Annotated in this window: 12 protein-coding genes and 2 pseudogenes; 5 read left to right on the top strand and 9 right to left on the bottom strand. The window is 63.8% G+C overall.

Features of this window, described 5'->3' with window-relative positions:
* The first annotated feature begins 4 nt into the window (after window positions 1-4).
* The 4 genes from kdpB to AC2T3R_RS17780 all read left to right on the top strand — a co-directional run bounded on the left by kdpB (window position 5) and on the right by AC2T3R_RS17780 (window position 6,120).
* Window positions 5-2,059: a potassium-transporting ATPase subunit KdpB gene (gene kdpB / locus AC2T3R_RS17795; RefSeq protein ID WP_367245290.1), complete on the top strand. Its 2,055-nt coding sequence runs from the start codon at window positions 5-7 to the stop codon at window positions 2,057-2,059.
* 10 nt (window positions 2,060-2,069) lie between these two features.
* The gene (gene kdpC / locus AC2T3R_RS17790) at window positions 2,070-2,621 is read left to right on the top strand and encodes a potassium-transporting ATPase subunit KdpC (RefSeq protein ID WP_410953606.1); all 552 of its coding nucleotides are present in this window, start codon (window positions 2,070-2,072) and stop codon (window positions 2,619-2,621) included.
* Between the two features lie 152 nt (window positions 2,622-2,773).
* A complete protein-coding gene (locus AC2T3R_RS17785; protein WP_486744040.1) occupies window positions 2,774-5,428 on the top strand; it encodes a DUF4118 domain-containing protein in 2,655 nt (884 codons plus the stop codon).
* Window positions 5,425-6,120, top strand: a complete 696-nt coding sequence (locus AC2T3R_RS17780; protein ID WP_013973414.1) for a response regulator — start codon at window positions 5,425-5,427, stop codon at window positions 6,118-6,120. Before AC2T3R_RS17785 ends, AC2T3R_RS17780 begins: the two co-directional genes overlap by 4 nt.
* Before the next feature lie 372 nt (window positions 6,121-6,492).
* Here the strand turns inward: AC2T3R_RS17780 and AC2T3R_RS17775 are convergent, their stop codons facing one another.
* The 5 genes from AC2T3R_RS17775 to AC2T3R_RS17755 all read right to left on the bottom strand — a co-directional run bounded on the left by AC2T3R_RS17775 (window position 6,493) and on the right by AC2T3R_RS17755 (window position 15,434).
* The gene (locus tag AC2T3R_RS17775; protein ID WP_410953608.1) at window positions 6,493-7,263 is read right to left on the bottom strand and encodes a DUF6708 domain-containing protein; all 771 of its coding nucleotides are present in this window, start codon (window positions 7,261-7,263) and stop codon (window positions 6,493-6,495) included.
* Window positions 7,245-10,445: a T6SS effector BTH_I2691 family protein gene (locus AC2T3R_RS17770; protein WP_486744039.1), complete on the bottom strand. Its 3,201-nt coding sequence runs from the start codon at window positions 10,443-10,445 to the stop codon at window positions 7,245-7,247. The genes AC2T3R_RS17775 and AC2T3R_RS17770 overlap by 19 nt, the downstream gene beginning before the upstream one ends.
* Window positions 10,442-11,401 (bottom strand): hypothetical protein, encoded by a 960-nt coding sequence (locus AC2T3R_RS17765; RefSeq protein ID WP_486744038.1) that lies wholly within the window; start codon window positions 11,399-11,401, stop codon window positions 10,442-10,444. The genes AC2T3R_RS17770 and AC2T3R_RS17765 overlap by 4 nt, the downstream gene beginning before the upstream one ends.
* Before the next feature lie 122 nt (window positions 11,402-11,523).
* Window positions 11,524-12,429 carry a LysR family transcriptional regulator gene (locus AC2T3R_RS17760; protein WP_013973410.1) on the bottom strand — a complete coding sequence of 302 codons (906 nt, stop codon included), beginning with the start codon at window positions 12,427-12,429 and terminating at the stop codon, window positions 11,524-11,526.
* Window positions 12,430-12,503: 74 nt separating this feature from the next.
* Window positions 12,504-15,434 carry an aminotransferase gene (locus AC2T3R_RS17755; RefSeq protein ID WP_486744037.1) on the bottom strand — a complete coding sequence of 977 codons (2,931 nt, stop codon included), beginning with the start codon at window positions 15,432-15,434 and terminating at the stop codon, window positions 12,504-12,506.
* A gap of 327 nt (window positions 15,435-15,761) precedes the next feature.
* Between AC2T3R_RS17755 and AC2T3R_RS17750 the strand changes: the two are divergent.
* A pseudogene (locus AC2T3R_RS17750) lies at window positions 15,762-15,992 on the top strand (ATP-binding protein); the annotation flags it as partial.
* Window positions 15,993-15,998: 6 nt separating this feature from the next.
* Here the strand turns inward: AC2T3R_RS17750 and AC2T3R_RS17745 are convergent.
* The 4 genes and pseudogenes from AC2T3R_RS17745 to AC2T3R_RS17730 form a co-directional block, all read right to left on the bottom strand.
* A pseudogene (locus AC2T3R_RS17745) lies at window positions 15,999-16,091 on the bottom strand (DUF3077 domain-containing protein); the annotation flags it as partial.
* 384 nt (window positions 16,092-16,475) lie between these two features.
* Window positions 16,476-18,086, bottom strand: a complete 1,611-nt coding sequence (locus AC2T3R_RS17740) for an ABC transporter ATP-binding protein (protein ID WP_038409989.1) — start codon at window positions 18,084-18,086, stop codon at window positions 16,476-16,478.
* A gap of 1 nt (window position 18,087) precedes the next feature.
* Window positions 18,088-19,107: an ABC transporter permease gene (locus AC2T3R_RS17735; protein ID WP_013973404.1), complete on the bottom strand. Its 1,020-nt coding sequence runs from the start codon at window positions 19,105-19,107 to the stop codon at window positions 18,088-18,090.
* A gap of 1 nt (window position 19,108) precedes the next feature.
* Window positions 19,109-20,182 carry a microcin C ABC transporter permease YejB gene (locus tag AC2T3R_RS17730; protein ID WP_009686399.1) on the bottom strand — a complete coding sequence of 358 codons (1,074 nt, stop codon included), beginning with the start codon at window positions 20,180-20,182 and terminating at the stop codon, window positions 19,109-19,111.

Here is a 20,182-nt window from a genome sequence, read left to right as displayed (position 1 = left end):
GACCATGAACATGCCCATTGCTGAAGTAAAAGCCCGGCAAAGTGCCAAGGATCAGACCCGTTTCGCCGCATTGTGGCGCCCGGCGCTGGTGCAGGCATTCGTCAAGCTCGACCCGCGCCAACTCAAGCGCTCGCCGGTGATGCTGGTGGTCGCCCTGACTGCGGTACTGACCACCGTCCTGTGTTTCGCTCCCGGCAGCGGTGTGAGCACCGGTGTGGCCGTGCAGATCGCCCTGTGGCTGTGGTTCACCGTGCTGTTCGCCAACTTTGCCGAGGCCCTGGCCGAAGGCCGTGGCAAGGCCCGCGCCGACAGCCTCAAGGCTGGCAGCCAAGGGCTTACCGCCCAGCGTCGCAAGCGTGATGGCAGCTACGAAACCGTAGCGGCCAGCGCGCTGCGCAAGGACGACGTGGTGCGCGTGGTAGCTGGTGAAATGATTCCCGGTGACGGCGAGGTGCTTGAAGGTATCGCTGCGGTCAACGAGGCCGCCATTACCGGCGAGTCCGCGCCGGTGATCCGCGAGTCCGGCGGCGATCGCTCAGCGGTGACCGGCAATACCCGGCTGGTCTCAGACTGGTTGTTGATCCGCATCACCAGCAACCCGGGCGAATCGACCCTCGACCGCATGATTGCCCTGGTCGAGGGCGCCAAGCGGCAGAAGACGCCCAACGAGATCGCCCTCGACATCCTGCTGATCGGCCTGACCCTGATCTTCCTGATCGTGGTGGTGACCCTGCAGCCGTTCGCCCACTTTGTCGGTGGCAGCCTGCCGCTGATCTTTCTCGCCGCATTACTGGTAACGCTGATCCCCACCACCATCGGCGGCCTGCTGTCGGCCATCGGCATTGCCGGCATGGACCGGCTGGTGCGGCTGAACGTCATCGCCCGCTCGGGCCGGGCGGTGGAGGCAGCCGGTGACGTGCACACGCTGATGCTCGACAAGACTGGCACCATTACCTTCGGCAACCGCCGCTGCAGTGCGCTGCACGTGGCACCGGGCATCACCGCCCGCGAGCTGGGGGAGGGCGCCTTGCTGGCCTCGCTGGCGGACGACACCGCCGAGGGCAAGTCGATCGTCGAGTATCTGCGCCAGCTGCATGATTTTGTCGAACCGTCCGCCGGCCAGTTCGAGGCCGTGGCTTTCAGCGCCGAGACGCGCCTGTCGGGGATCGACTTCCAGCAACACCGCTACCGCAAGGGCGCTGTCGATGCCGTACTGGCGTTCGTCGGCATGCAACGCCTGGAAATGCCACCGGCACTGGCCCGTGAAGTGGAGCGTATTGCCCAGAGCGGCGGTACACCGCTGCTGGTGTGCCTGGACAAGCGCCTGCTTGGCGTGATCCACCTCAAGGATGTGGTCAAACCCGGCATTCGCGAGCGCTTTGCCGAGCTGCGCAAGCTGGGCATTCGCACGGTGATGGTGACCGGCGACAACCCGCTGACCGCCGCCGCCATCGCTGCCGAGGCCGGCGTGGATGACGTGCTGGCCGAGGCCACGCCGGAGAAGAAGCTGGCGCGCATCCGCCAGGAGCAGAACGACGGCCGCCTGGTGGCCATGTGCGGCGATGGCGCCAACGACGCCCCGGCACTGGCCCAGGCTGACGTGGGCATGGCCATGAACGACGGTACCCAGGCGGCGCGCGAGGCAGCCAACATGGTCGACCTCGACAGTGATCCGACCAAGCTGCTGGATGTGGTGCAGGTCGGCAAGGAGTTGTTGGTGACCCGCGGCGCGCTGACCACCTTCTCCATCGCCAATGATGTGGCCAAGTATTTCGCCATCCTCCCGGCGCTGTTCGCCGCCATCTACCCGCAGTTGGGCGTGCTCAACCTGATGCACCTGGCCAGCCCGCAGAGTGCGATTCTGTCGGCCATCGTGTTCAACGCGCTGATCATTATCGTGCTGATCCCGCTGGCGCTGCGCGGCGTGCGGGTGCAGGCGGCCAGTGCGGCGCACCTGCTGCGGCGCAACCTGCTGATCTACGGGCTGGGCGGCATTGTCGTGCCGTTTGCCGGGATCAAACTGATCGATCTGCTGCTCAATGCCCTGCACCTGGTCTGAGGAGGCCACCATGAATGCTTATGTACGCCCGGCATTGAGCCTGGCCCTGTTGATGACCCTGGTGACCGGCGCGCTGTATCCGCTGGTGGTGACCGGTATTGCCCAGGTGGCTTTCCCCAGCCAGGCCAATGGCAGCCTGGTGCGCGATGACCAAGGCCAGGTGCGCGGTTCGGCGCTGATTGCCCAGGATTTCCAGGGCGATGGCTGGTTCCACGCGCGGCCATCGGCAGGCGCCTACGCCACCGTGGCCAGCAGCGCCAGCAACCTGTCGCCGAGCAACCCGGCGCTGGCCGAGCGGGTCAAGGGCGATGCGGCTGCGTTGTACCAGGCGCAGCAGGGGCCGGTGCCCCAGGCGCTGCTCACCACCTCGGGCAGCGGCCTCGACCCGCACCTGCCGCCGGAGGCCGTGGCCTACCAGATCCCTCGGGTGGCGGCGGCACGGCAGTTGCCGGTGGAGCGCTTGCAAGGCTTGCTGGAAGAGGCCACCCTCCACCCATTGATCGGCCCGCCGGTGGTCAATGTGCTGGCCTTGAACCAGGCACTTGAGCATCTGGGCCACTGATATGGGGGCCGCTTTGCGGCCCTTCCCGGGCTTGCCCGCTCCCACAGGTACAGCGCAGCTTCCGAGTATTGCGATCACCCTGTGGGAGCGGGCAAGCCTGCGAAGCAGGCCCAAAAGAGGCTGCAGGACGCCGCCACACCAAAGGATGAAAGATGAGTGACTCCGCCCGCGCAGACGCGCTGTTGGCTACCCTCCCGCGAAGCGGCCGGGGGCGGTTGAAGGTGTTCCTTGGCGCCGCCCCCGGCGTCGGCAAGACCTTCGCCATGCTCCAGGCCGCCCACGCCCAGCAACGCCAGGGCGTGCAGGTGCTGGCCGGGGTGGTCGAAACCCATGGCCGTGCCGAAACCGAGGTATTGCTCGCTGGCCTTCAGCAGCAGCCCCTGCTGCGCAGCCAGTACCGCGGCGTAACGCTCGAGGAAATGGACCTTGACGGCCTTCTCAAGACCGCGCCGGCCCTGGTGCTGGTCGACGAACTGGCCCACACCAATGCGCCCGGCAGCCGCCACGCCAAACGCTGGCAGGACGTACAGGAACTGCTGGCCGCCGGCATCGATGTGTACACCACGGTCAACGTCCAGCACCTGGAAAGCCTCAACGACAAGGTCCGCGACATTACTGGCGTGCAAGTGCGCGAAACCCTTCCGGACTGGGTGCTGCAGGAAGCCTTCGAGCTGGTGCTGATCGACCTGCCACCCCGCGAGCTGCTCGAACGTCTGCGCGAAGGCAAGGTGTACGTGCCCGAGCAGGCGCGGGCCGCCATCGATGCGTTCTTCTCGCAAACCAACCTTACCGCCCTGCGCGAGCTGGCCATGCAGACCGCCGCTGCCCAGGTGGATGCCGACCTGGCCCACGGCTATCGCCAGCGCGGCCAGGAAGCCCCGGCCCTGCGTGGGCGCTTGCTGGTGGGCGTGGATGGCGACGACCAGGCGGAACGTTTGGTGCGTCATGCCAGCCGCGTGGCGCAACGCCGCCACCTGCCCTGGAGCCTGGTGCACGTGGACAACGGCCGCCTGCGCGACGAAACCGCACGCCAGCGTCTGCAAGCTGCCCAGCAACTGGCCGAACGCCTGGGTGGAGAGGTGGTACTGCTGCGTGCCGGCGAAGTGGTGCGCACACTGATCCAGCATGCCGCCGAACGGCGGGCCAGTCTGGTGCTGGTCGGGCAGTCCCGCGACCGCCTGCGCCGGCGCCTGTTCGGTGCCGGTGTGGCCGCGCGGCTGCTGCGCGAAAGCCACGGCCTGGAAATCAACGTGCTGGACCGCGACGCGCAGCCGCAAGCGCCGCGTTCGGCGGTACGACGGGTGTGGGTCTGGCGCCATTACCTGCTGGCGCTGCTGGCCACGGTCATGGCCGCAGGCCTGGCCTGGGCGGTGTCGAGTGTGCTGGCGCTGCCCAACATATCGCTGGTGTTCCTGGCCGCGGTGTTGCTGGTGGCAGTGCGCAGCAGCCTGGGGCCTGCGCTGGCCTGCGCGGTGCTGTCGTTCCTGACCTACGACTTCCTGTTCATCCCGCCCAACCTGTCGTTCAGGATCCAGCGCGAAGAAGACGTGCTGACCCTGGTGTTCTTCCTGTTGATGGCCGCGCTCACCGGCAACCTGGCCGCCCGCCAGCGCCGCCAGTTGCAGGCGCTGCGCGAGACCCAGGCGCAGACCAGCCAGTTGCTCGACCTGTCGCGCCGGCTGACCGTGGCCACCGACCGCCAGGCGGTGTTCAACGCCGCCGGCCAGCACCTGGACGGTTGGCAGGACATGCAGGTGTGCCTGCTGGAGCGCAATGTCGAAGGCCAGTTGCAGGTGGTCAGCGGCGAAGCCCATGCTTTCAGCGATAACGAACGCGCCGCTGCAGAATGGGCCTGGCAGCACGGCCAGGCCGCCGGTCATGGCAGCGACACCCTGCCCAATGGCCGCTGGTGGTGGTGGCCACTGGCGGTGGATGAGCAGCCCCTGGCATTGCTTGGTGTGCGCTCACGCTCCGGCCAGCCGCTCAGCGACCCGCGCCGGCGCCTGCTCACCGCCCTTGGTCAACCACTGGCCCAGGCCCTGGCCCGCGCCCGGCTGGCCGAACAGCTGGAGGCCGCGCGGCTGCATGGCGAAACCGAGCAGCTGCGCAGCGCCTTGCTCGCGTCCGTTTCCCATGACTTGCGTACCCCGCTGACCGCCATGCGCGGTAGCATCGACAGCCTGCTGGCGCTGGGCGAGGCGATCTCCGCCGCCGACCGCCGCGAACTGCTGGAGGGCACCCGCAACGAGGCCGAACGCCTCGACCGCTACATCCAGAACCTGCTCGACATGACCCGCCTGGGCCACGGCGGCCTCAAGCTGGCCCGCGACTGGGTGGCCCCGGCCGACATCGTCGGCAGCGCGCTCAACCGCCTGCGCGCGGTGCTGGCACCACTGCGCGTGCACACCGACGTGCCGGCCGAGCTGCCGTTGCTGTTCGTGCATGCGGCGTTGATCGAGCAGGCGCTGGTCAACGTGCTGGAAAATGCCGCGCGCTTCTCGCCAGCCAATGGCCGGCTGGAGCTGCAGGTGTCGGTGCAGGACGCCCGGTTGTGTTTCGCCGTCAGCGACCAGGGCCCCGGCATTCCCGTGGAAGACCGTGAGAAGATCTTCGACATGTTCTACACCGCCGCTCGCGGCGACCGCGGCGGGCAGGGCACCGGCCTGGGCCTGGCGATCTGCCAGGGCATGATCGGCGCCCATGGCGGCCAGATCCTGGTGGGCGAAGGCATCGATGGCCAGGGCACCAGCATCACTTTATGCTTGCCGCTGCCCCCTCAACCTGAAACCGAAAGCGAAACCCCATGAGTCAGTCCGCCACCCTCCTGGTCATCGACGATGAACCGCAGATCCGCAAGTTCCTGCGCATAAGCCTGGCCTCGCAAGGCTACAAGGTGCTCGAGGCCGCCACCGGCGCGGAAGGGCTCGCCCAGGCGGCGCTGGGCAAGCCGGACCTGGTGGTACTCGACCTGGGCCTGCCGGACATGGACGGCCAGCAGGTACTGCGTGACCTGCGCGAATGGAGCGCGGTGCCGGTGCTGGTGTTGTCGGTGCGCGCCAGTGAAGTGCAGAAGGTCGATGCGCTGGATGGTGGAGCCAACGACTATGTGACCAAGCCGTTCGGCATCCAGGAGTTTCTGGCGCGGGTGCGCGCCTTGCTGCGCCAGGTGCCGCAGGCAGGTGGCTCGGAAGTGGCGGCCAGTTTTGGGCCGCTGATGGTGGACTTTGCTTTTCGCCGGGTGACCCTGGATGGCGTGGAAGTGGCGCTGACCCGCAAGGAGTATGCGCTGCTGGCGCAACTGGCCGGGCACCCGGGGCGGGTGATTACCCAGCAGCAGTTGCTCAAGGATATCTGGGGGCCTACCCATGTGGATGACACCCATTACCTGCGGATAGTGGTCGGGCATCTGCGGCAGAAGCTGGGAGATGACCCCACGGCGCCGCGGTTCATCATCACCGAGCCAGGGGTGGGGTACAGGTTGGTGGCGCCGACCATGTAACCCCTGTGGGAGCGGGCGTGCCCGCGAAGAATCCAGCGCGATGCATGGCACCGGCTGCGCCGGTGTTCGCGGGCATGCCCGCTCCCACAGGGTCCCTGCTAATTCAATGAGTCATGTGCAGTCTAAGAGAGATTGCCCAGCCCTTTGGGCTGCGTTGTCGCGTAGAAAACTGAATTCGCAAGCGGCCCGCGTACCCTGTGGGAGCGGCTTTAGCCGCGAAGAATCCAACGCGGTGCATGGCACCGGCTGCGCCGGTGTTCGCGGCTGAAGCCGCTCCCACAGAGTCCCTGCTAATTCAATGAGTCATGTGCAGTTCTATGAGAGCTGGCATGCCGGCGATGGGGCCAGAGCAAGCAGCGCAAGACAGTAAGCTCAGGGGGCGGTTCTCGACTCCAGATCCATTTCCGCTGGCCACTCTACTCGGGGTGCCAGGCGCAGGGCGAACTCACACCAGAGCACATCGTTGTGATCCTTGGGTGGGCCGGGTGGTGGCAGGGCTGAGGGGCCTTCCTGCATGTAGGTGCAGATGTAGGCCCAGGCATGCTGGTCGGCACCCATGGTGCTCAGGTGAAAACGGTCGATGACGTTGTTCGTGCCCGGCGCGACGATGGACAGCATGACACCCCATTTGAAAATGACCCCACCGTTTGGCAGGGCGCCGGTTTGTGACCAGCGCTCGGCGCGGACTTGGGACCAGTCGTAACTGACCGGCACAACCTTGCCTTTGTCGAAGGGGTTCCACCATTGGCGTTTGAAGTTGTAGGCGTAGATTTTCTGGCGTGCACGGTTGAACCTTATGGGTTCGTCGCGAGGTGGAGAAATATCCATGCGAAGGCCTATAGTAACCAGCCAGGTAACCAGGAAGATTTCAGATATTGAGAGCAGCAGCGATTCAAAATTTCGGGGGTCGAGCGTAAGTGTCATCATGTAAAGGCTAAAGGCGAAAAGTATGCACAAGAGGAAGGCAAAGGCTGAAATCACCCCTCGTGATGATACGCTTTGTCGCGGAATCTCTAAGTAAGTCATGCACTGATGGTTAGGTATTTGATTGCCCATATATTTTTCTATTGAGTTGACTGTGTAAGGGGCGGGGAGGTCTTCCTTCCAGCCCGGGCAGGCAGGATTTAATAAGGGTCGGGCCATTTTGTCAGGGGCTCCAAGCTGTGCATGTAGTTTTCTGTTATTGTTACATGGGCATGCCCAAGTTCGTCCTGCTTGTCTGGCCAGTAACGCAGGCTAAATTCAATGGCGTTGATGTGATGATCTACCAGCAAAGGCAGAGTCCCCTGTATGGTCAACGTACTGTTCTTGTTGTTGAAACGCACCAAAGGCTGTGGGTTGTCAATGTGGCCGAAGACTCCTTTTCCCTTTGGTAGGCTGATCTGCAATTGGTTAGTCGGACTACTATCACCCGATACGGTAATGATTTCTCTTTGAGCGCCAGTACGATGAATGCTTAAATGCCACTCATGGCGAGATGTACCCTCGGCGTATTTAGGTAAGAGGAAGTAATAATTAAGTGTGTATTCTGCGGGTGTTGCAGGCTCGTTGCCGATGATCATCCCTTTTGGTTCGGAAGTCTGCATGTTCGTATGATTGGTGAGTTGAGTCCTTATGGAAATCTCGGCTTGAACGCCAATTGCTGCCGCATTCAAAGCACCAATTGCAGTGTCAAGATGCTTGGCTTCGGTCCAGAGACGGTTGTCTTCAGATAATCCCCATCTGCTTTGACGAGCCCAAAGCTCTGTTGGAGAGGATTCATTTTGCTTTGCCTCGGAAGCTATTGCATAGGCGGCCAGTCCTAGAATGATAGCTATACCGATTGGGCCAAATAATGTGGCGGGGCCGAAAGCTCCAAGTACACCTGCAATGGCGGAAGCGCCAGCCATTATGCCCGCAGTCCTGTATTCATCTGCTGACGTTAAATCTCCGCGCTTATGAGTACGCAGGCTGGCGAACAGGTACTGTGCCCCATCCATCATTCCAGCTATTCCCGCAATGCCGGCGCCGTATCGAGCAATACCGGTTCCCAAAGACGTTGTCGTCACTGTTCCGGGCCACGGTATCTTCGGGCGTATGACTGCAACAGCCAGTCCTGCCGCCTCCACACTCGCCCCCAACAAACCCAGGGAGGAAGACCAGATCGCCGCAAGCGCCTCCGGGTTGTCCTGATGCGTCTCTTGCAACGCTCGATAGTTCTTGCCCAGGCTGTCCTGATGGAACCACATGCTGCCCAAGGCAAATAGCAGCCCGACGCTTCCGCTACTCGCTGCAGCATCCCGCAGGCTGCGCATCGCATCGCTTGCCACGCTTTGCGCGGCCGTAGAACTGATCTTCAAACCACTCGTAACCTGCGCACGCAGCGTACCCGCACCAATCGCAACATTGCGTACCAGCGCCCCGACGCCACCGGCTGCACCTTCGCGCAACTGCACCAGCCGCGCCTGTAATCTTTCAGCACTTTCCAACGTCCAGAGCATCACCTCGATCATCTGGCTACGGTTACCCGCTGCCGCAATATTGATCGCGCCACTCAGCACCATGGCCCGCACCTTGCGGCCCAGTGGGTCACGGAACTGCTTGTCTACCTGCTGCAGAAACGCATCGGTCCGCGCCTCCAGGGCCTCGTTGAGCAGGCTCATGTACTCGCCCACTGTCAGCGACACCCGCAGTGGGGTCACCTGCTGCCCGGCGAAGAGTGCAAACGCCGAGCGATGCACATGACCGATCAGGGTCTTGGTCCGTTCACTCAGGTGCTGGCTGAGCGCATTCCCGGCGCTGTTGGTCGCGGCCAGCAACTGGCCAACGGCATCCTGTATTGGCTTGATCATCAACAGCTGGCCATCGGCGGTACCGGCGATGCCCTTGATGATGTCGTACACCTTGCCGAAGTCGTCCCCGGACAGCGCGCTGGCCACCTGCTGCATCAGCTTCTGATTCTTGGCCAGCAGTGCCTGGTACAACAGGCTGCGGTCGTCTTCCAGCAGCTGCTGCCAGATATGCTGGGTGATCCCGAGCGGCTGACCCTCCTGCGGCAAGGTTTCAGTGGGCCCGCCGGCCAGGCAGGCGGCCATCATCTGGATGAAGTACTCCACCGAAACGGGGGAGGTCGCGTCATAGTCGTAGTAGCCGATCTGCTGAAACGCCCGCTTGGCATAGTGCCGCGCATACAGATCGCCAACCTGGTCGATCATCGACTGCCAGTTTTTCAGTTCGCGGTCGTAATCGGCCTGGAACGCGGCGCGGGCGCTTTCGTCGTAACGCTCTTCCAGCCGCTCGCGGGCGTCCTGCTGCTTGCGCGCGGTGTTGCGTTCGGTCTGCGCGTCGATGTCCACCGGCGGCAGATACGCCTTGGCCGCGATCGGGCTGTCGTTCCACTGCTCGACCTGCCGGGCTTCCCGCTGCGCGTCCTCGGCACCTTGCACGGCCGCCATGGCCGCGTGCAATTCGCGGATGCCCAGTAGTGCTTGCGAGGTGAAGTATTCGAAGTGCCGCTGCGGCTGCGCCCGCCATTCCTGCAGGGCCTGCACCCAGCCAGTGCGTTGCGCGTTGAGCTCCATGACCATGCCGACCGGGTCGGGCAGTGTCAGCGCCAGCACGCCATTGGGCAGTTGTTCCTGCTGGATGACATTGCGCACATGCGTGCGGGTTTCATGCCAGCGGCCCAGGCGGCTGTAAAAGCCATGAACGCTGGTAAACCTGGCAGAGGAAAAGGTCGAGAACTCCAGCACCTGTTCCAGGCCGAAGCGGAAGCTGTCGGTCATGGCGATGCCGAGGCTGGCAGGGTCGTTGCGTGCGGTGTTCAGGTCCACCTCGACGAAGCGGGCGAGGGTGCCCGGGTCACTGTCGGCGATGCCTTGCCGATAGCGGTCGAGTACCGCACGGGGCCAGGGGTCGTTGGCGAAGGCGATCCAGGCCTTGCGGTAGAGCAGGGTATCGATGTTGATGAACGAGGCGATCACATCGTGGCCTTCGGTGGCGCATACCTTGGGTAACGACCTGGGTGGCCCAAAGGGCATCTGCGACACCGGGAAGCGCCGCAAGGTACCTTCCGCCGCCACCTCGTAGGCCTGCCAGATTTCCTGGTCGAGCAGTACGTAGACATAACCCTGGCGCAAAAGGCGCAATTGGTCGGTGTGCATCGGGTGGAAGATGATTTCGCTGTCGTCTGCCAGGCGATAGGGGCGCCCTGTGTCCGGGCGTGGGGCGTAGGCCTCGCGCAGCAGTAGAATCGGCAGGCCGGAGCGTTCGCAGGCATTGCAAGTGCCGTAGGTGTTGGGGATCTCTTCCTGCATGGCGATGTGGATGGCTTTGCTGATGCTCATGGGTAACTCCTTGCCTTCGGCAGGCCGGCGACGATGTGCGACCAGGTGCAGTCGTCGTAGCTGGCGAAGCGGTCCGCCAGGCGCTGCTCGCCGGCCGCTGCCCTTTCCACCTCATGCTGGATGGTCGGGTGCTGAAGGAGCAGTGGGTGGATCATGAGCATGTGCAGGCTCATGCACTGGATATCGGCGCGGTCGCGCAGGCCCTGCTTGAACGCCTTGAGGATCAGGTTCATGGCATGGGTGGGGGCGTTTTCCGGCAAGCCTGAGGAACCTGCGAAGTGCCAGGGTGCATGGGGATGCTGCACGGCACTCAGGCGATGCCAGGCACCGAGCAGTTGAATGATCTGCGGTGCGACGTGCTGGGTCGCCCTTACGGCCTCGGGGACGGCCAGTTCGCCAGCCATGGGTTCTCGCTCGAATACCTCGCAACTGCCAGAACCATCGGGATGTAGCCAGCTGCGAACAGGCCCGAGGACTTCGCCTGCGTTTTTCAGGGTCGTGCGTAGCAGCGCCAGCCGCACGGGTTCGAACCAGGCGGTGATACCGTGCGGTTCTGGTTGACGCAGCACCTGACACTGCTGGCTGATGTGCTGGGCGATGAGGTCGGCGGGTTGATCGCTGATCAGCCAGCCACACACGTAGTGCCAGGTAGCTGCCGATTCACGAGCGGCGCAGGTCGCGCTTAATAGGGCAAGGGCTGTGGGCGTATCGCTGGGTTCGGCGAGCCGCACCAGAGCTGGCCAGCACTCAGGATCCTGCACCAGGAGGCTGCAGTCGATGCGCGTTACGGCATCACTACCCAGCGCTTTGCTGAGGGCAGCGATGGCCAGCGGGTGCTCAGGCGGGCAGCCGGCGAATGGGTCCAGTAAAAGGTAGAGGGTTTCTTCTGGTTGGCGCTGCTGGTTGGCGAAGTGATCGACCGACTGCACGTAGCCCTGCGTGGACTGGCTCGACATGAGAAGTTCCTTTTCTTCTTGATGGCGAGCAGAAACCTAACGGGGAATCAATGCTGCAGGTAGTTATCGGCTTCCTAACCAGCTGTAGGATTTTTCGCTGTCGGACGAGGCAGTCGTATCGCTCAGGACCTCGGGGATTCTGTTTCAAAGCATTGGCGCATCACGTCAAGGTAACGCCGCGCGCCCAGGCCCAACGGGCGCGACTTGACCCAGATGATGTCCACCCACAAGCGCAATCGGCTGGCCATGTTGTCGAAACGCACCTCCGCCAGCGCGCCCGAAGCAATCAACGGCTCGACCAAAGGCTGCGGCAGGTAGGCCCAACCAAGGCCCGATTGCACCAGGTCCAGCGTGGCCAGGTAGCTATCGGTCAGCCAGATGCGCCGCGACAGCACCATGCGTGGGTCCGACCCGGTGGCCTTGCCCGATGCCACAATGATCTGCCGCTGTTCGGCGAAAGTCTCTTCCGGCAGCGGCGTGCCGCTGTTCTGCCCGGCCGGATGGCGGGGGGAGGCGACGGCCACCAGCAACTGGCTGCCGGCTTCCAGGAATGACTCGCGCTCGTCGATGCCAGGCCTTTCGAAGACCAGTGCCAGTTGCACGCTACCGTCATGCAGCAGGCGGATGGCTTCGGCCTGGGTGGCCGAGCGTACTTCGATTTCCAGGCTGGGAAATTCCTGGGCGAGGGTTTCCAGCGGCTGGCTCCAGCGGCCGGTCTGCAGCTCGGGGGCCATGGCGATGGTCAGGCGCTTTTCCAGCCCCTTGTGCAGTTGCAGGGCCTGGGCATCGAGCAGGTTGAGCTGGCAGATCACCTGCCTGGCCTGGGGCTCCAGGGCCAGTGCGGCACTGGTGGGCAAGGCTTTGCGCGTGGCCCGGTCGAACAGCACCAGGTCCAGCTCTGCCTCCAGCTGGGCGATGGCCATGCTCACGGCCGAAGGCACACGCCCCAGCTTGCGCGCGGCGGCAGAGAACGAGCCTGCCTCCAGCACCGCGAGGAAGATTGCCAGGGAGTCGCTGGTAAAGGCCATTGTCAGTAAACCTGATGACGAGGAAGCGTTGTGGCCGAAAAGTATGAACACTCCTCGGCCAGCTTCGCAATTCTTTACAGGTCTTCGGAGAGCACCCGATCAATGCTGTCGACAAAGTAGTCCACGCTCGCCCGGGTGGTGCACATCGGCGGCTTGATCTTGAGGATGTTCAGGTAATCACCGGTCGGCTGCATGAAGATGCCCAGGTCACGCAGGCGGTTGCACAGGGCCATGGTTTCCTCGGTTGCCGGTTCCAGCGTTGCGCGGTCGCGCACCAGTTCCAGCCCCAGGTAGAAGCCCGAACCATGCGCCGCGCCGGCCAGTAGGTGCTTGTCGACCAGTGCCTGCAGGCGCGCCTTGAAATAGCGCCCGGTATCGCGCGCGTTGTCCCACAGGCCTTCTTCCTGCATCACATCCAGCACCGCCATGCCGATGCGGCAGCTGACCGGGCTGCCGCCGGCCGAGGAGAAGAAGTAGCCCTCGGCCTCCAGCGCTTCGGCGATCTCGCGACGGGTGATGACTACGCCCAGTGGCTGGCCGTTGCCCATGCCCTTGGCCATTGTGATGATGTCGGGCACCACGCCCTGTTCCTCGAAGCCCCAGAAGTACTCGCCCAGGCGGCCATAGCCGACCTGTACCTCGTCGGCGATGCACACACCGCCCCGGGCGCGGACCTTGGCATAGGCGTCGCGCAGGTAACCCGCCGGCAACGAAATACCACCGGCATTACCGTACACCGGTTCGCAGATGATGCCCGCCAACTGGCGGCCACGGGCGTCGAGGTCGGCCAGCTTGGCGTCGACGTCGCGCAGGTAGTGAGTGGCGCTGTCGGCGCCACGGAAGCGGCCGCGGAAGGTGTTCGGCGCCTCGACCGGGTGCACCCAGTCCGGGCGGGTTTCCAGGGCCTGCGGGTTGTCGGCGATGGAAGTGGAAATGGCATCGGTGGCCACCGACCAGCCGTGGTAGGCCTCCAGCACGCTGAGCAGGTCGCGCCCGCCGCTGTAGGCCCAGGCCAGGCGAATCGCCAGGTCGTTGGCTTCGGTACCGCTGTTGACCATGAACACCCGGTCGAAGCCTTCGGGTGCCAACTCCAGCAGGCGTTCGGAGAACTCGGTGATGGCCGCGTAGTGGAAGCGCGAGTTGGTGTTCAGCAGCGACCACTGCCGTGCCGACTCGGCGACCATGCGCGGATGGCCGTGGCCCAGCACCGCGACGTTGTTGAGCATGTCGAGGTAAGAGCGGCCCTGCATGTCGATCAGGTAGTTGCGCCAGCCGCGTTCGATGTGAGGCGGTTGCGCGTAGTAGTGCTTCTGCGAGCGGGCGAAGCTGGCGTCGCGGCGGGCCAGCAGGGCCTGTGGGTCGGGCAGCGGCTCGGCATTGCAGTCGAAGCCCAGCAACGCAGCTGGCGACGGGCACAGGGCCAGCCAGGCGGTTGCCTGGGATGGGGTGGCGAAGAACGGCGGCTGGATGCCGCTATCCAGGCACAGTTGCACGCTGAGGAAGCCACAACTGCTGCCCAGCGACTGGCCTTTTTCCACGGCCTGGCCATCTGCAGGCGCGTCTTCCAGGCCTTGCAGCCACAACGCCCAGTGCGCGCTGCGCAGGCAGCCACGGCCGTCGCCATGGCGCTGCCAGGTGCCGGCATCTGGCGCTTGCACCAGGCTGCCGTTGGGTACATGCAGCTCGACGCCCAGGGCACAGGTGGCAGGCTCTTCGGGGCGATCGATATGGGTTTGCGACAGGCGATACTGCCCGTGCAGGCTGCAGGCCGGGGCCTGTTGCGTGGTCAGCAGGTGCTGGTCGAAGCCCGGTTGCTCCCAGTTGCCCGCCTCGCAATGCACGCTGAGCACGCCCAGATCGACGCGCGTCACTGCCTGCCGATCCAGTTCAGGGAGCAGAAGGGCGCAGCCGCTCAGGTCCGGCGTGGCTGGCTGCAAGCCCGCAGCTTGCAGGATGGCCGCTTCCATCAATGCGAAAGGTACGGCGGTGGCAGTGTCGAAGATTTCCCATTCATGGGCGATGTTGTCGCGGGTGTACTGGTTGCCGGGGTCGACGGTGAGTTGCTGTTCGCTGCTCAGCACCAGCACGGCGGCGCGGTTGAGCACCAGTGGCCACAGCGCCCGCAGTTCGGCTTCGCTCAGCGGGTTGAGCGCCTGGTAGGCACTCACGGCCGGCAGGATGCGCAGCGGGTCGCCCTCGGCGTGGTGCAACAATGCGGCGCAGGTCACCGACAGGTCGGCGATGCGCCATGTGCGCAACAGGTCGCCGAAATCGATCACCCCTTGCAACTGCCACTGGCGCTCGACATCGCGGGCCCAGACGGCGTTGTCGTCGGTGATGTCCAGGTGCACGGCCTGGCTTGGCAGCTGGTCGACCAGCGGCGCCAGGTGCTCGGCGGCCAGCTGGGTGGCCCGTTCGATACGGGCGCGTTGCTCGGCGTTGCCCAGCACGGGCAGCAGGTGCTGGATCAGTGCCTGGGCATGTTGCGGGTCCCATTGCAGGGTGCGCGTCAGGCCCGGGTGGTCGAAAGTGGCCAGGGCCTTGTCCAGCCGCGCGCAGAGCCCGCCGAGTTCGGCCATCAGGCGTGGCTCCATGTGCTTGAGGCGGGTCAGTGGCTGGCCTTCGATGTAGTCGAGCAGGCGCATGCGCAACGGTTGCCCGTCTATTTCCAACGCCAGCAGCATCTGGCCATCGCTAGCCGGGCGCACGGCGGGCACAGGCAAGCCCTGTTCGCGCAGGTAGGCCAGGGCCGCGTGCTGGGCCTCCAGTTCCACCTGGGCGTAGCTGCCGTGGCAGGCCTTGAGCACGAAACGGCCTTGTGGAGCGTCTACTCGGAAGTTCAGGTCCTGTTGGCTGCCCAATGCCGAGAGGTTGCCGGCAATGCCGTAGTGCGTTTGCAGCACGGCATGTGCCTGGGCTTCGCTGAGCGCAGGGCTGGGCAGGCCGGAGCGCTGGATCAGCGTGGTCAGGGCAGGGGAGGCGGGCTGGTGGTGTGGGCTGGACATGGGGCTCTACCGTTGCTGCTGGGGTTGACGGTGGAGAATTTATGCCCGATCTGGCTGATGATGGAAGACGATTGTTGTCAGAAAATTTGATGATGGCTTTCGAGCCGACCTGCCTGTACACCGTTACATTAAATTATTCGCTGCCAATAATTCTTGGTATTCAATAATTTTCAATAAAGCCATGATCGACATCTTCCCGCGCCGTGAATTGGCTGCCGACATGGCCAGGCAGTTGTTGAAACCGTCCGCCCTGGATATCGGCCTGAGATCAGGGCTGTTTTTCTACGGGCTGCGCAGGACTTGCAAAACCTCTTTTTTAAGATTGCCCGGATCGCATCGGTCGAAGGCGATGCGCGTGGGGTGTTCTCCAACGAAGCGGCGGCCGAGTATTCGAAGTCTGTGGGGTGTGAAGTGCGTGTCGAAGAGATACAGCCGGTTGCCAACGAACTGCTGGCCGCTAACCTGATCATGCGTCGGGGGCATGGGCTGTATGGGGTGACCGACCCCTTTGTACAGGAGATCTGGCGCGAGCGGCAGGAGTTGTTGGGCCGGCTCTGAGCTGCATCAGCCTAGGCCAGCTGGTGCCAGATCCATTAGCGCTTTGGCCATCGCACTCAGGCAGTGGGCAGCCCAGATCATCATCGGCTTCTCGACAGTGAATTGGGTGGATTCCGTAGTCATTTTGAAGCCCCTGAAAATTCTCGAGTGCCTGGACCGGCCTCTTCGCGGGCACGCCCGCTCCCACAGGTACTGCGCAAGTCTTGAAGCCTGTAGGTGGCTCTGTGGGAGCGGGCGTGCCCGCGAAAGGGCCGGCCCTGGCGACATATTGATCAGCCTTGGTGCAAGTCTTGGGTTCGGCGAGGATTGGGAATGGCCTACAAGGAAGGGGATAAGTCTGTTTTTTACCTCGCCGAAAGCGGGCCGCTTTGCGGCCCATCGCCGGCAAGCCAGCTCCCACAGGGATAGCGCATGGCTTGAAGCCGGCGAGGTCGGGGTGGGAGCTGGCTTGCCGGCGATGGGCTGCGCAGCAGCCCCCCAAAGCTAACTAGCCGCATCCACTTCCAAGAACGCCGCCTCCAGCAACTGCCGGGTATACGGATGCTGCGGCGCATGGAAGATCGCCTGTGCATCCCCTTGCTCCACCACATGCCCATGCTTGATCACCATCAACTGGTGGCTCAATGCCTTGACCACCGCCAGGTCATGGCTGATGAACAGGTAGGTCAGGTTGTATTTCTGCTGCAGATTGCGCAGCAACTCCACCACCTGCCGCTGCACCGTGCGGTCCAGCGCCGACGTAGGTTCATCCAGCAGGATCAGCGCCGGCTTCAATACCAACGCTCGGGCAATGGCAATGCGCTGGCGCTGCCCACCGGAAAACTCGTGCGGATAGCGATGCCGCGTGCGTGGGTCCAGCCCCACTTCCTCCAGGGCCGCAATAATTGCCGCTTCCTGTTCCTGCGCCGTGCCGATGCGGTGGATGCGCAACCCTTCGCCGACAATGTCCTCCACGCACATGCGCGGGCTCAGGCTGCCGAACGGGTCCTGGAACACCACCTGCATTTCCCGGCGCAACGGGCGCACGGCCTTCTGGTTCAGCCCTTCCAGATCCTGCCCATGAAAGCGAATGCCGCCCTGGCTGGAGATCAGCCGCAAGATCGCCAAACCCAAAGTCGACTTGCCCGACCCGGACTCGCCGACAATCCCCAGCGTCTGCCCTTGCGGCAAGCTGAAGTTGATCCCGTCCACCGCCTTCACATGGTCGACCGTGCGCCTTAGCAGGCCCTTCTTGATCGGGAACCACACCTTGAGGTCATCCACCTCCAGCAATGGCGCGCCCACCGGGTTGTGCGCCGGCAGCCCGCTGGGTTCGGCATTGATCAGCATCTGCGTGTAGTGGTGCTGCGGTGCGCTGAACAACCTGGCGCATTCGGCCTGCTCGACAATCTGCCCGTGCTGCATCACGCACACACGGTGGGCGATGCGTCGCACCAGGTTCAGGTCATGGCTGATCAGCAGCAGGGCCATGCCCAGACGCGCCTGCAGTTCCTTGAGCAGTTCGAGAATCTTCAACTGCACAGTCACGTCCAGCGCCGTGGTCGGCTCATCCGCAATCAGCAGTTCCGGCTCGTTGGCCAGGGCCATGGCGATCATCACCCGCTGGCGCTGCCCGCCCGACAGCTCATGGGGCAAGGCCTTCAGGCGCTTGCGTGGCTCGGGAATGCCGACCATCTCCAGCAGCTCGAGGGTGCGCGCCGTGGCCTCCTTGCCGGTCAGGCCCTTGTGCAGCAGGAGGATTTCGTTGATCTGCTTCTCGATGCAGTGCAACGGGTTCAGCGAGGTCATCGGCTCCTGGAAGATCATTGCAATGCGGTTGCCGCGAATGCGCTGCATGGTCTTCTCGTTCTGCTGCAGCAGGTCCTTGCCCTCGTAGCGGATGCTGCCACTGGGGTGGCGGGCCAGGGGGTAGGGCAGCAGGCGCAGGAGCGAGTGCGCGGTAACCGATTTGCCCGAGCCACTCTCGCCCACCAGTGCCAGCGTCTCACCCTTGCGGATGTCGAAGCTGATGCCGTTCACAACGCGGTGGGCCTGGTCACCGGTGACGAACTCCACCGCCAGGTCGCGCACTTCGATCAGGTTCTGTTCACTCATGTCACTTCCTCGGGTCGAAGGCATCGCGGGCGGATTCGCCGATGAATACCAGCAGGCTCAGCATCAGCGCCAGCACGGCGAAGGCGCTGATGCCCAGCCATGGGGCCTGCAGGTTGGACTTGCCCTGGGCCACCAGCTCGCCCAGCGACGGTGCGCCCGGCGGCAGGCCGAAACCGAGGAAGTCCAAGGCGGTGAGGGTGCCGATGGCGCCGGTGAGAATGAACGGCATGAAGGTCATGGTCGAGATCATGGCGTTGGGCAGGATGTGCCGGTACATGATCGCGCCGTTGCGCATCCCCAACGCGCGAGCAGCGCGTACGTATTCCAGGTTGCGCCCGCGCAGGAACTCGGCGCGTACCACATCCACCAGGCTCATCCACGAGAACAGCAGCATGATGCCCAGCAACCACCAGAAGTTGGGTTGCACGAAACTGGCGAGGATGATCAGCAGGTACAGCACCGGCAGGCCCGACCAGACTTCCAGGAAACGTTGCCCGGCCAGGTCGACCCAGCCGCCATAGAAGCCCTGCAAGGCGCCGGCGATCACGCCGACGATGGAACTGAGCAGGGTCAGCGTCAGGGCGAACAGCACGGAAATGCGGAAGCCGTAGATCACCCGTGCCAGCACGTCGCGGCCCTGGTCGTCGGTGCCCAGCCAGTTGTCCGCCGACGGTGGGGCCGGGGCGGGTACGCGCAGGTCGTAGTTGATGCTCTGGTAGCTGAACGGGATCGGTGCCCACAGCACGAAGCTGTCTTTCTTCTCCAGCAGTTCGCGGATGTACGGGCTCTTGTAGTTGGCTTCCAGCGGGAATTCGCCGCCGAAGGTGGTTTCCGGGTAGCGCTTGAATGCAGGGAAGTACCATTCGCCGTCGTAGCGCACGGCAATCGGCTTGTCGTTGGCGATCAGTTCGGCGCCCAGGCTCAGACCGAACAGGATCAGGAACAGCCACAGCGACCACCAGCCACGGCGGTTGGCCTTGAAGCGCTCGAAGCGCCGGCGGTTGAGGGGGGACAAGGCCATGTCAGTGCTCCCGGCTGGCGAAGTCGATGCGTGGATCGACCAGGGTGTAGGTCAGGTCGCCGATCAGTTTCACCACCAGACCCAGCAGGGTGAAGATGAACAGGGTGCCGAAGACCACCGGGTAGTCACGGTTGATGGCCGCTTCGAAACTCATCAGGCCGAGGCCGTCGAGGCTGAAGATCACTTCGATCAGCAAGGAACCAGTGAAGAAGATGCCGATGAACGCCGAAGGAAAACCGGCAATCACCAGCAGCATGGCGTTACGGAACACATGGCCGTAGAGCACCCGTGGTCGGCTCAGGCCCTTGGCCTTGGCGGTGACCACGTATTGCTTGTTGATCTCGTCGAGGAAGCTGTTCTTGGTCAGCAAGGTCATGGTGGCGAAGTTGCCGATGACCAGCGCGGTGATCGGCAGCACCAGGTGCCAGAAGTAGTCCAGCACCTTGCCGGTGGTGCTCAGCTCGTCGAAGTTGTTGGAGGTGAGGCCGCGCAGCGGGAACCAGTCGAAGTAGCTGCCGCCGGCGAACAGCACGATCAGCAGGATGGCGAACAGGAACGCCGGGATGGCATAGCCGACGATGATCGCCGAACTGGTCCACACGTCGAAATGGCTGCCGTGGCGCACGGCCTTGGCGATGCCCAGCGGGATCGACACCAGGTACATGATCAGCGTGCTCCACAGCCCCAGCGAAATTGACACAGGCATCTTCTCGATGATCAGGTCGATGACCTTGGCATCGCGGAAGAAGCTGTCGCCGAAGTCCAGCCGGGCGTAGTTCTTGATCATGATCCACAGGCGCTCGGGCGGCGACTTGTCGAAGCCGTACATGCGTTCGATCTCGGCGATCAGTGCCGGGTCCAGGCCCTGGGCGCCCCGGTAGTTGGAGCCGGCCACGGACACTTCGGCACCGCCACCGGCAATGCGGCTGGTGGCGCCTTCGAAACCTTCGAGCTTGGCGATCATCTGCTCGACCGGGCCGCCGGGGGCGGCCTGGACGATGATGAAGTTGATGATCAGGATGCCGAACAGGGTCGGGATGATCAGCAGCAGGCGGCGCAGGATGTAGGCCAGCAT

This window comes from Pseudomonas sp. PVC-5-1, assembly GCF_057444345.1.
This window is presented reverse-complemented; position numbering and strand designations above follow the sequence as displayed.

Coding starts and splice junctions, on each gene's coding strand:
- kdpB (WP_367245290.1), top strand. CDS start 5: ATGAACATGCCCATTGCTGAAGTAAAAGCCCGGCAAAGTGCCAAGGAT.
- kdpC (WP_410953606.1), top strand. CDS start 2,070: ATGAATGCTTATGTACGCCCGGCATTGAGCCTGGCCCTGTTGATGACC.
- AC2T3R_RS17785 (WP_486744040.1), top strand. CDS start 2,774: ATGAGTGACTCCGCCCGCGCAGACGCGCTGTTGGCTACCCTCCCGCGA.
- AC2T3R_RS17780 (WP_013973414.1), top strand. CDS start 5,425: ATGAGTCAGTCCGCCACCCTCCTGGTCATCGACGATGAACCGCAGATC.
- AC2T3R_RS17775 (WP_410953608.1), bottom strand. CDS start 7,263: ATGGCCCGACCCTTATTAAATCCTGCCTGCCCGGGCTGGAAGGAAGAC.
- AC2T3R_RS17770 (WP_486744039.1), bottom strand. CDS start 10,445: ATGAGCATCAGCAAAGCCATCCACATCGCCATGCAGGAAGAGATCCCC.
- AC2T3R_RS17765 (WP_486744038.1), bottom strand. CDS start 11,401: ATGTCGAGCCAGTCCACGCAGGGCTACGTGCAGTCGGTCGATCACTTC.
- AC2T3R_RS17760 (WP_013973410.1), bottom strand. CDS start 12,429: ATGGCCTTTACCAGCGACTCCCTGGCAATCTTCCTCGCGGTGCTGGAG.
- AC2T3R_RS17755 (WP_486744037.1), bottom strand. CDS start 15,434: ATGTCCAGCCCACACCACCAGCCCGCCTCCCCTGCCCTGACCACGCTG.
- AC2T3R_RS17740 (WP_038409989.1), bottom strand. CDS start 18,086: ATGAGTGAACAGAACCTGATCGAAGTGCGCGACCTGGCGGTGGAGTTC.
- AC2T3R_RS17735 (WP_013973404.1), bottom strand. CDS start 19,107: ATGGCCTTGTCCCCCCTCAACCGCCGGCGCTTCGAGCGCTTCAAGGCC.
- AC2T3R_RS17730 (WP_009686399.1), bottom strand. CDS start 20,182: ATGCTGGCCTACATCCTGCGCCGCCTGCTGCTGATCATCCCGACCCTG.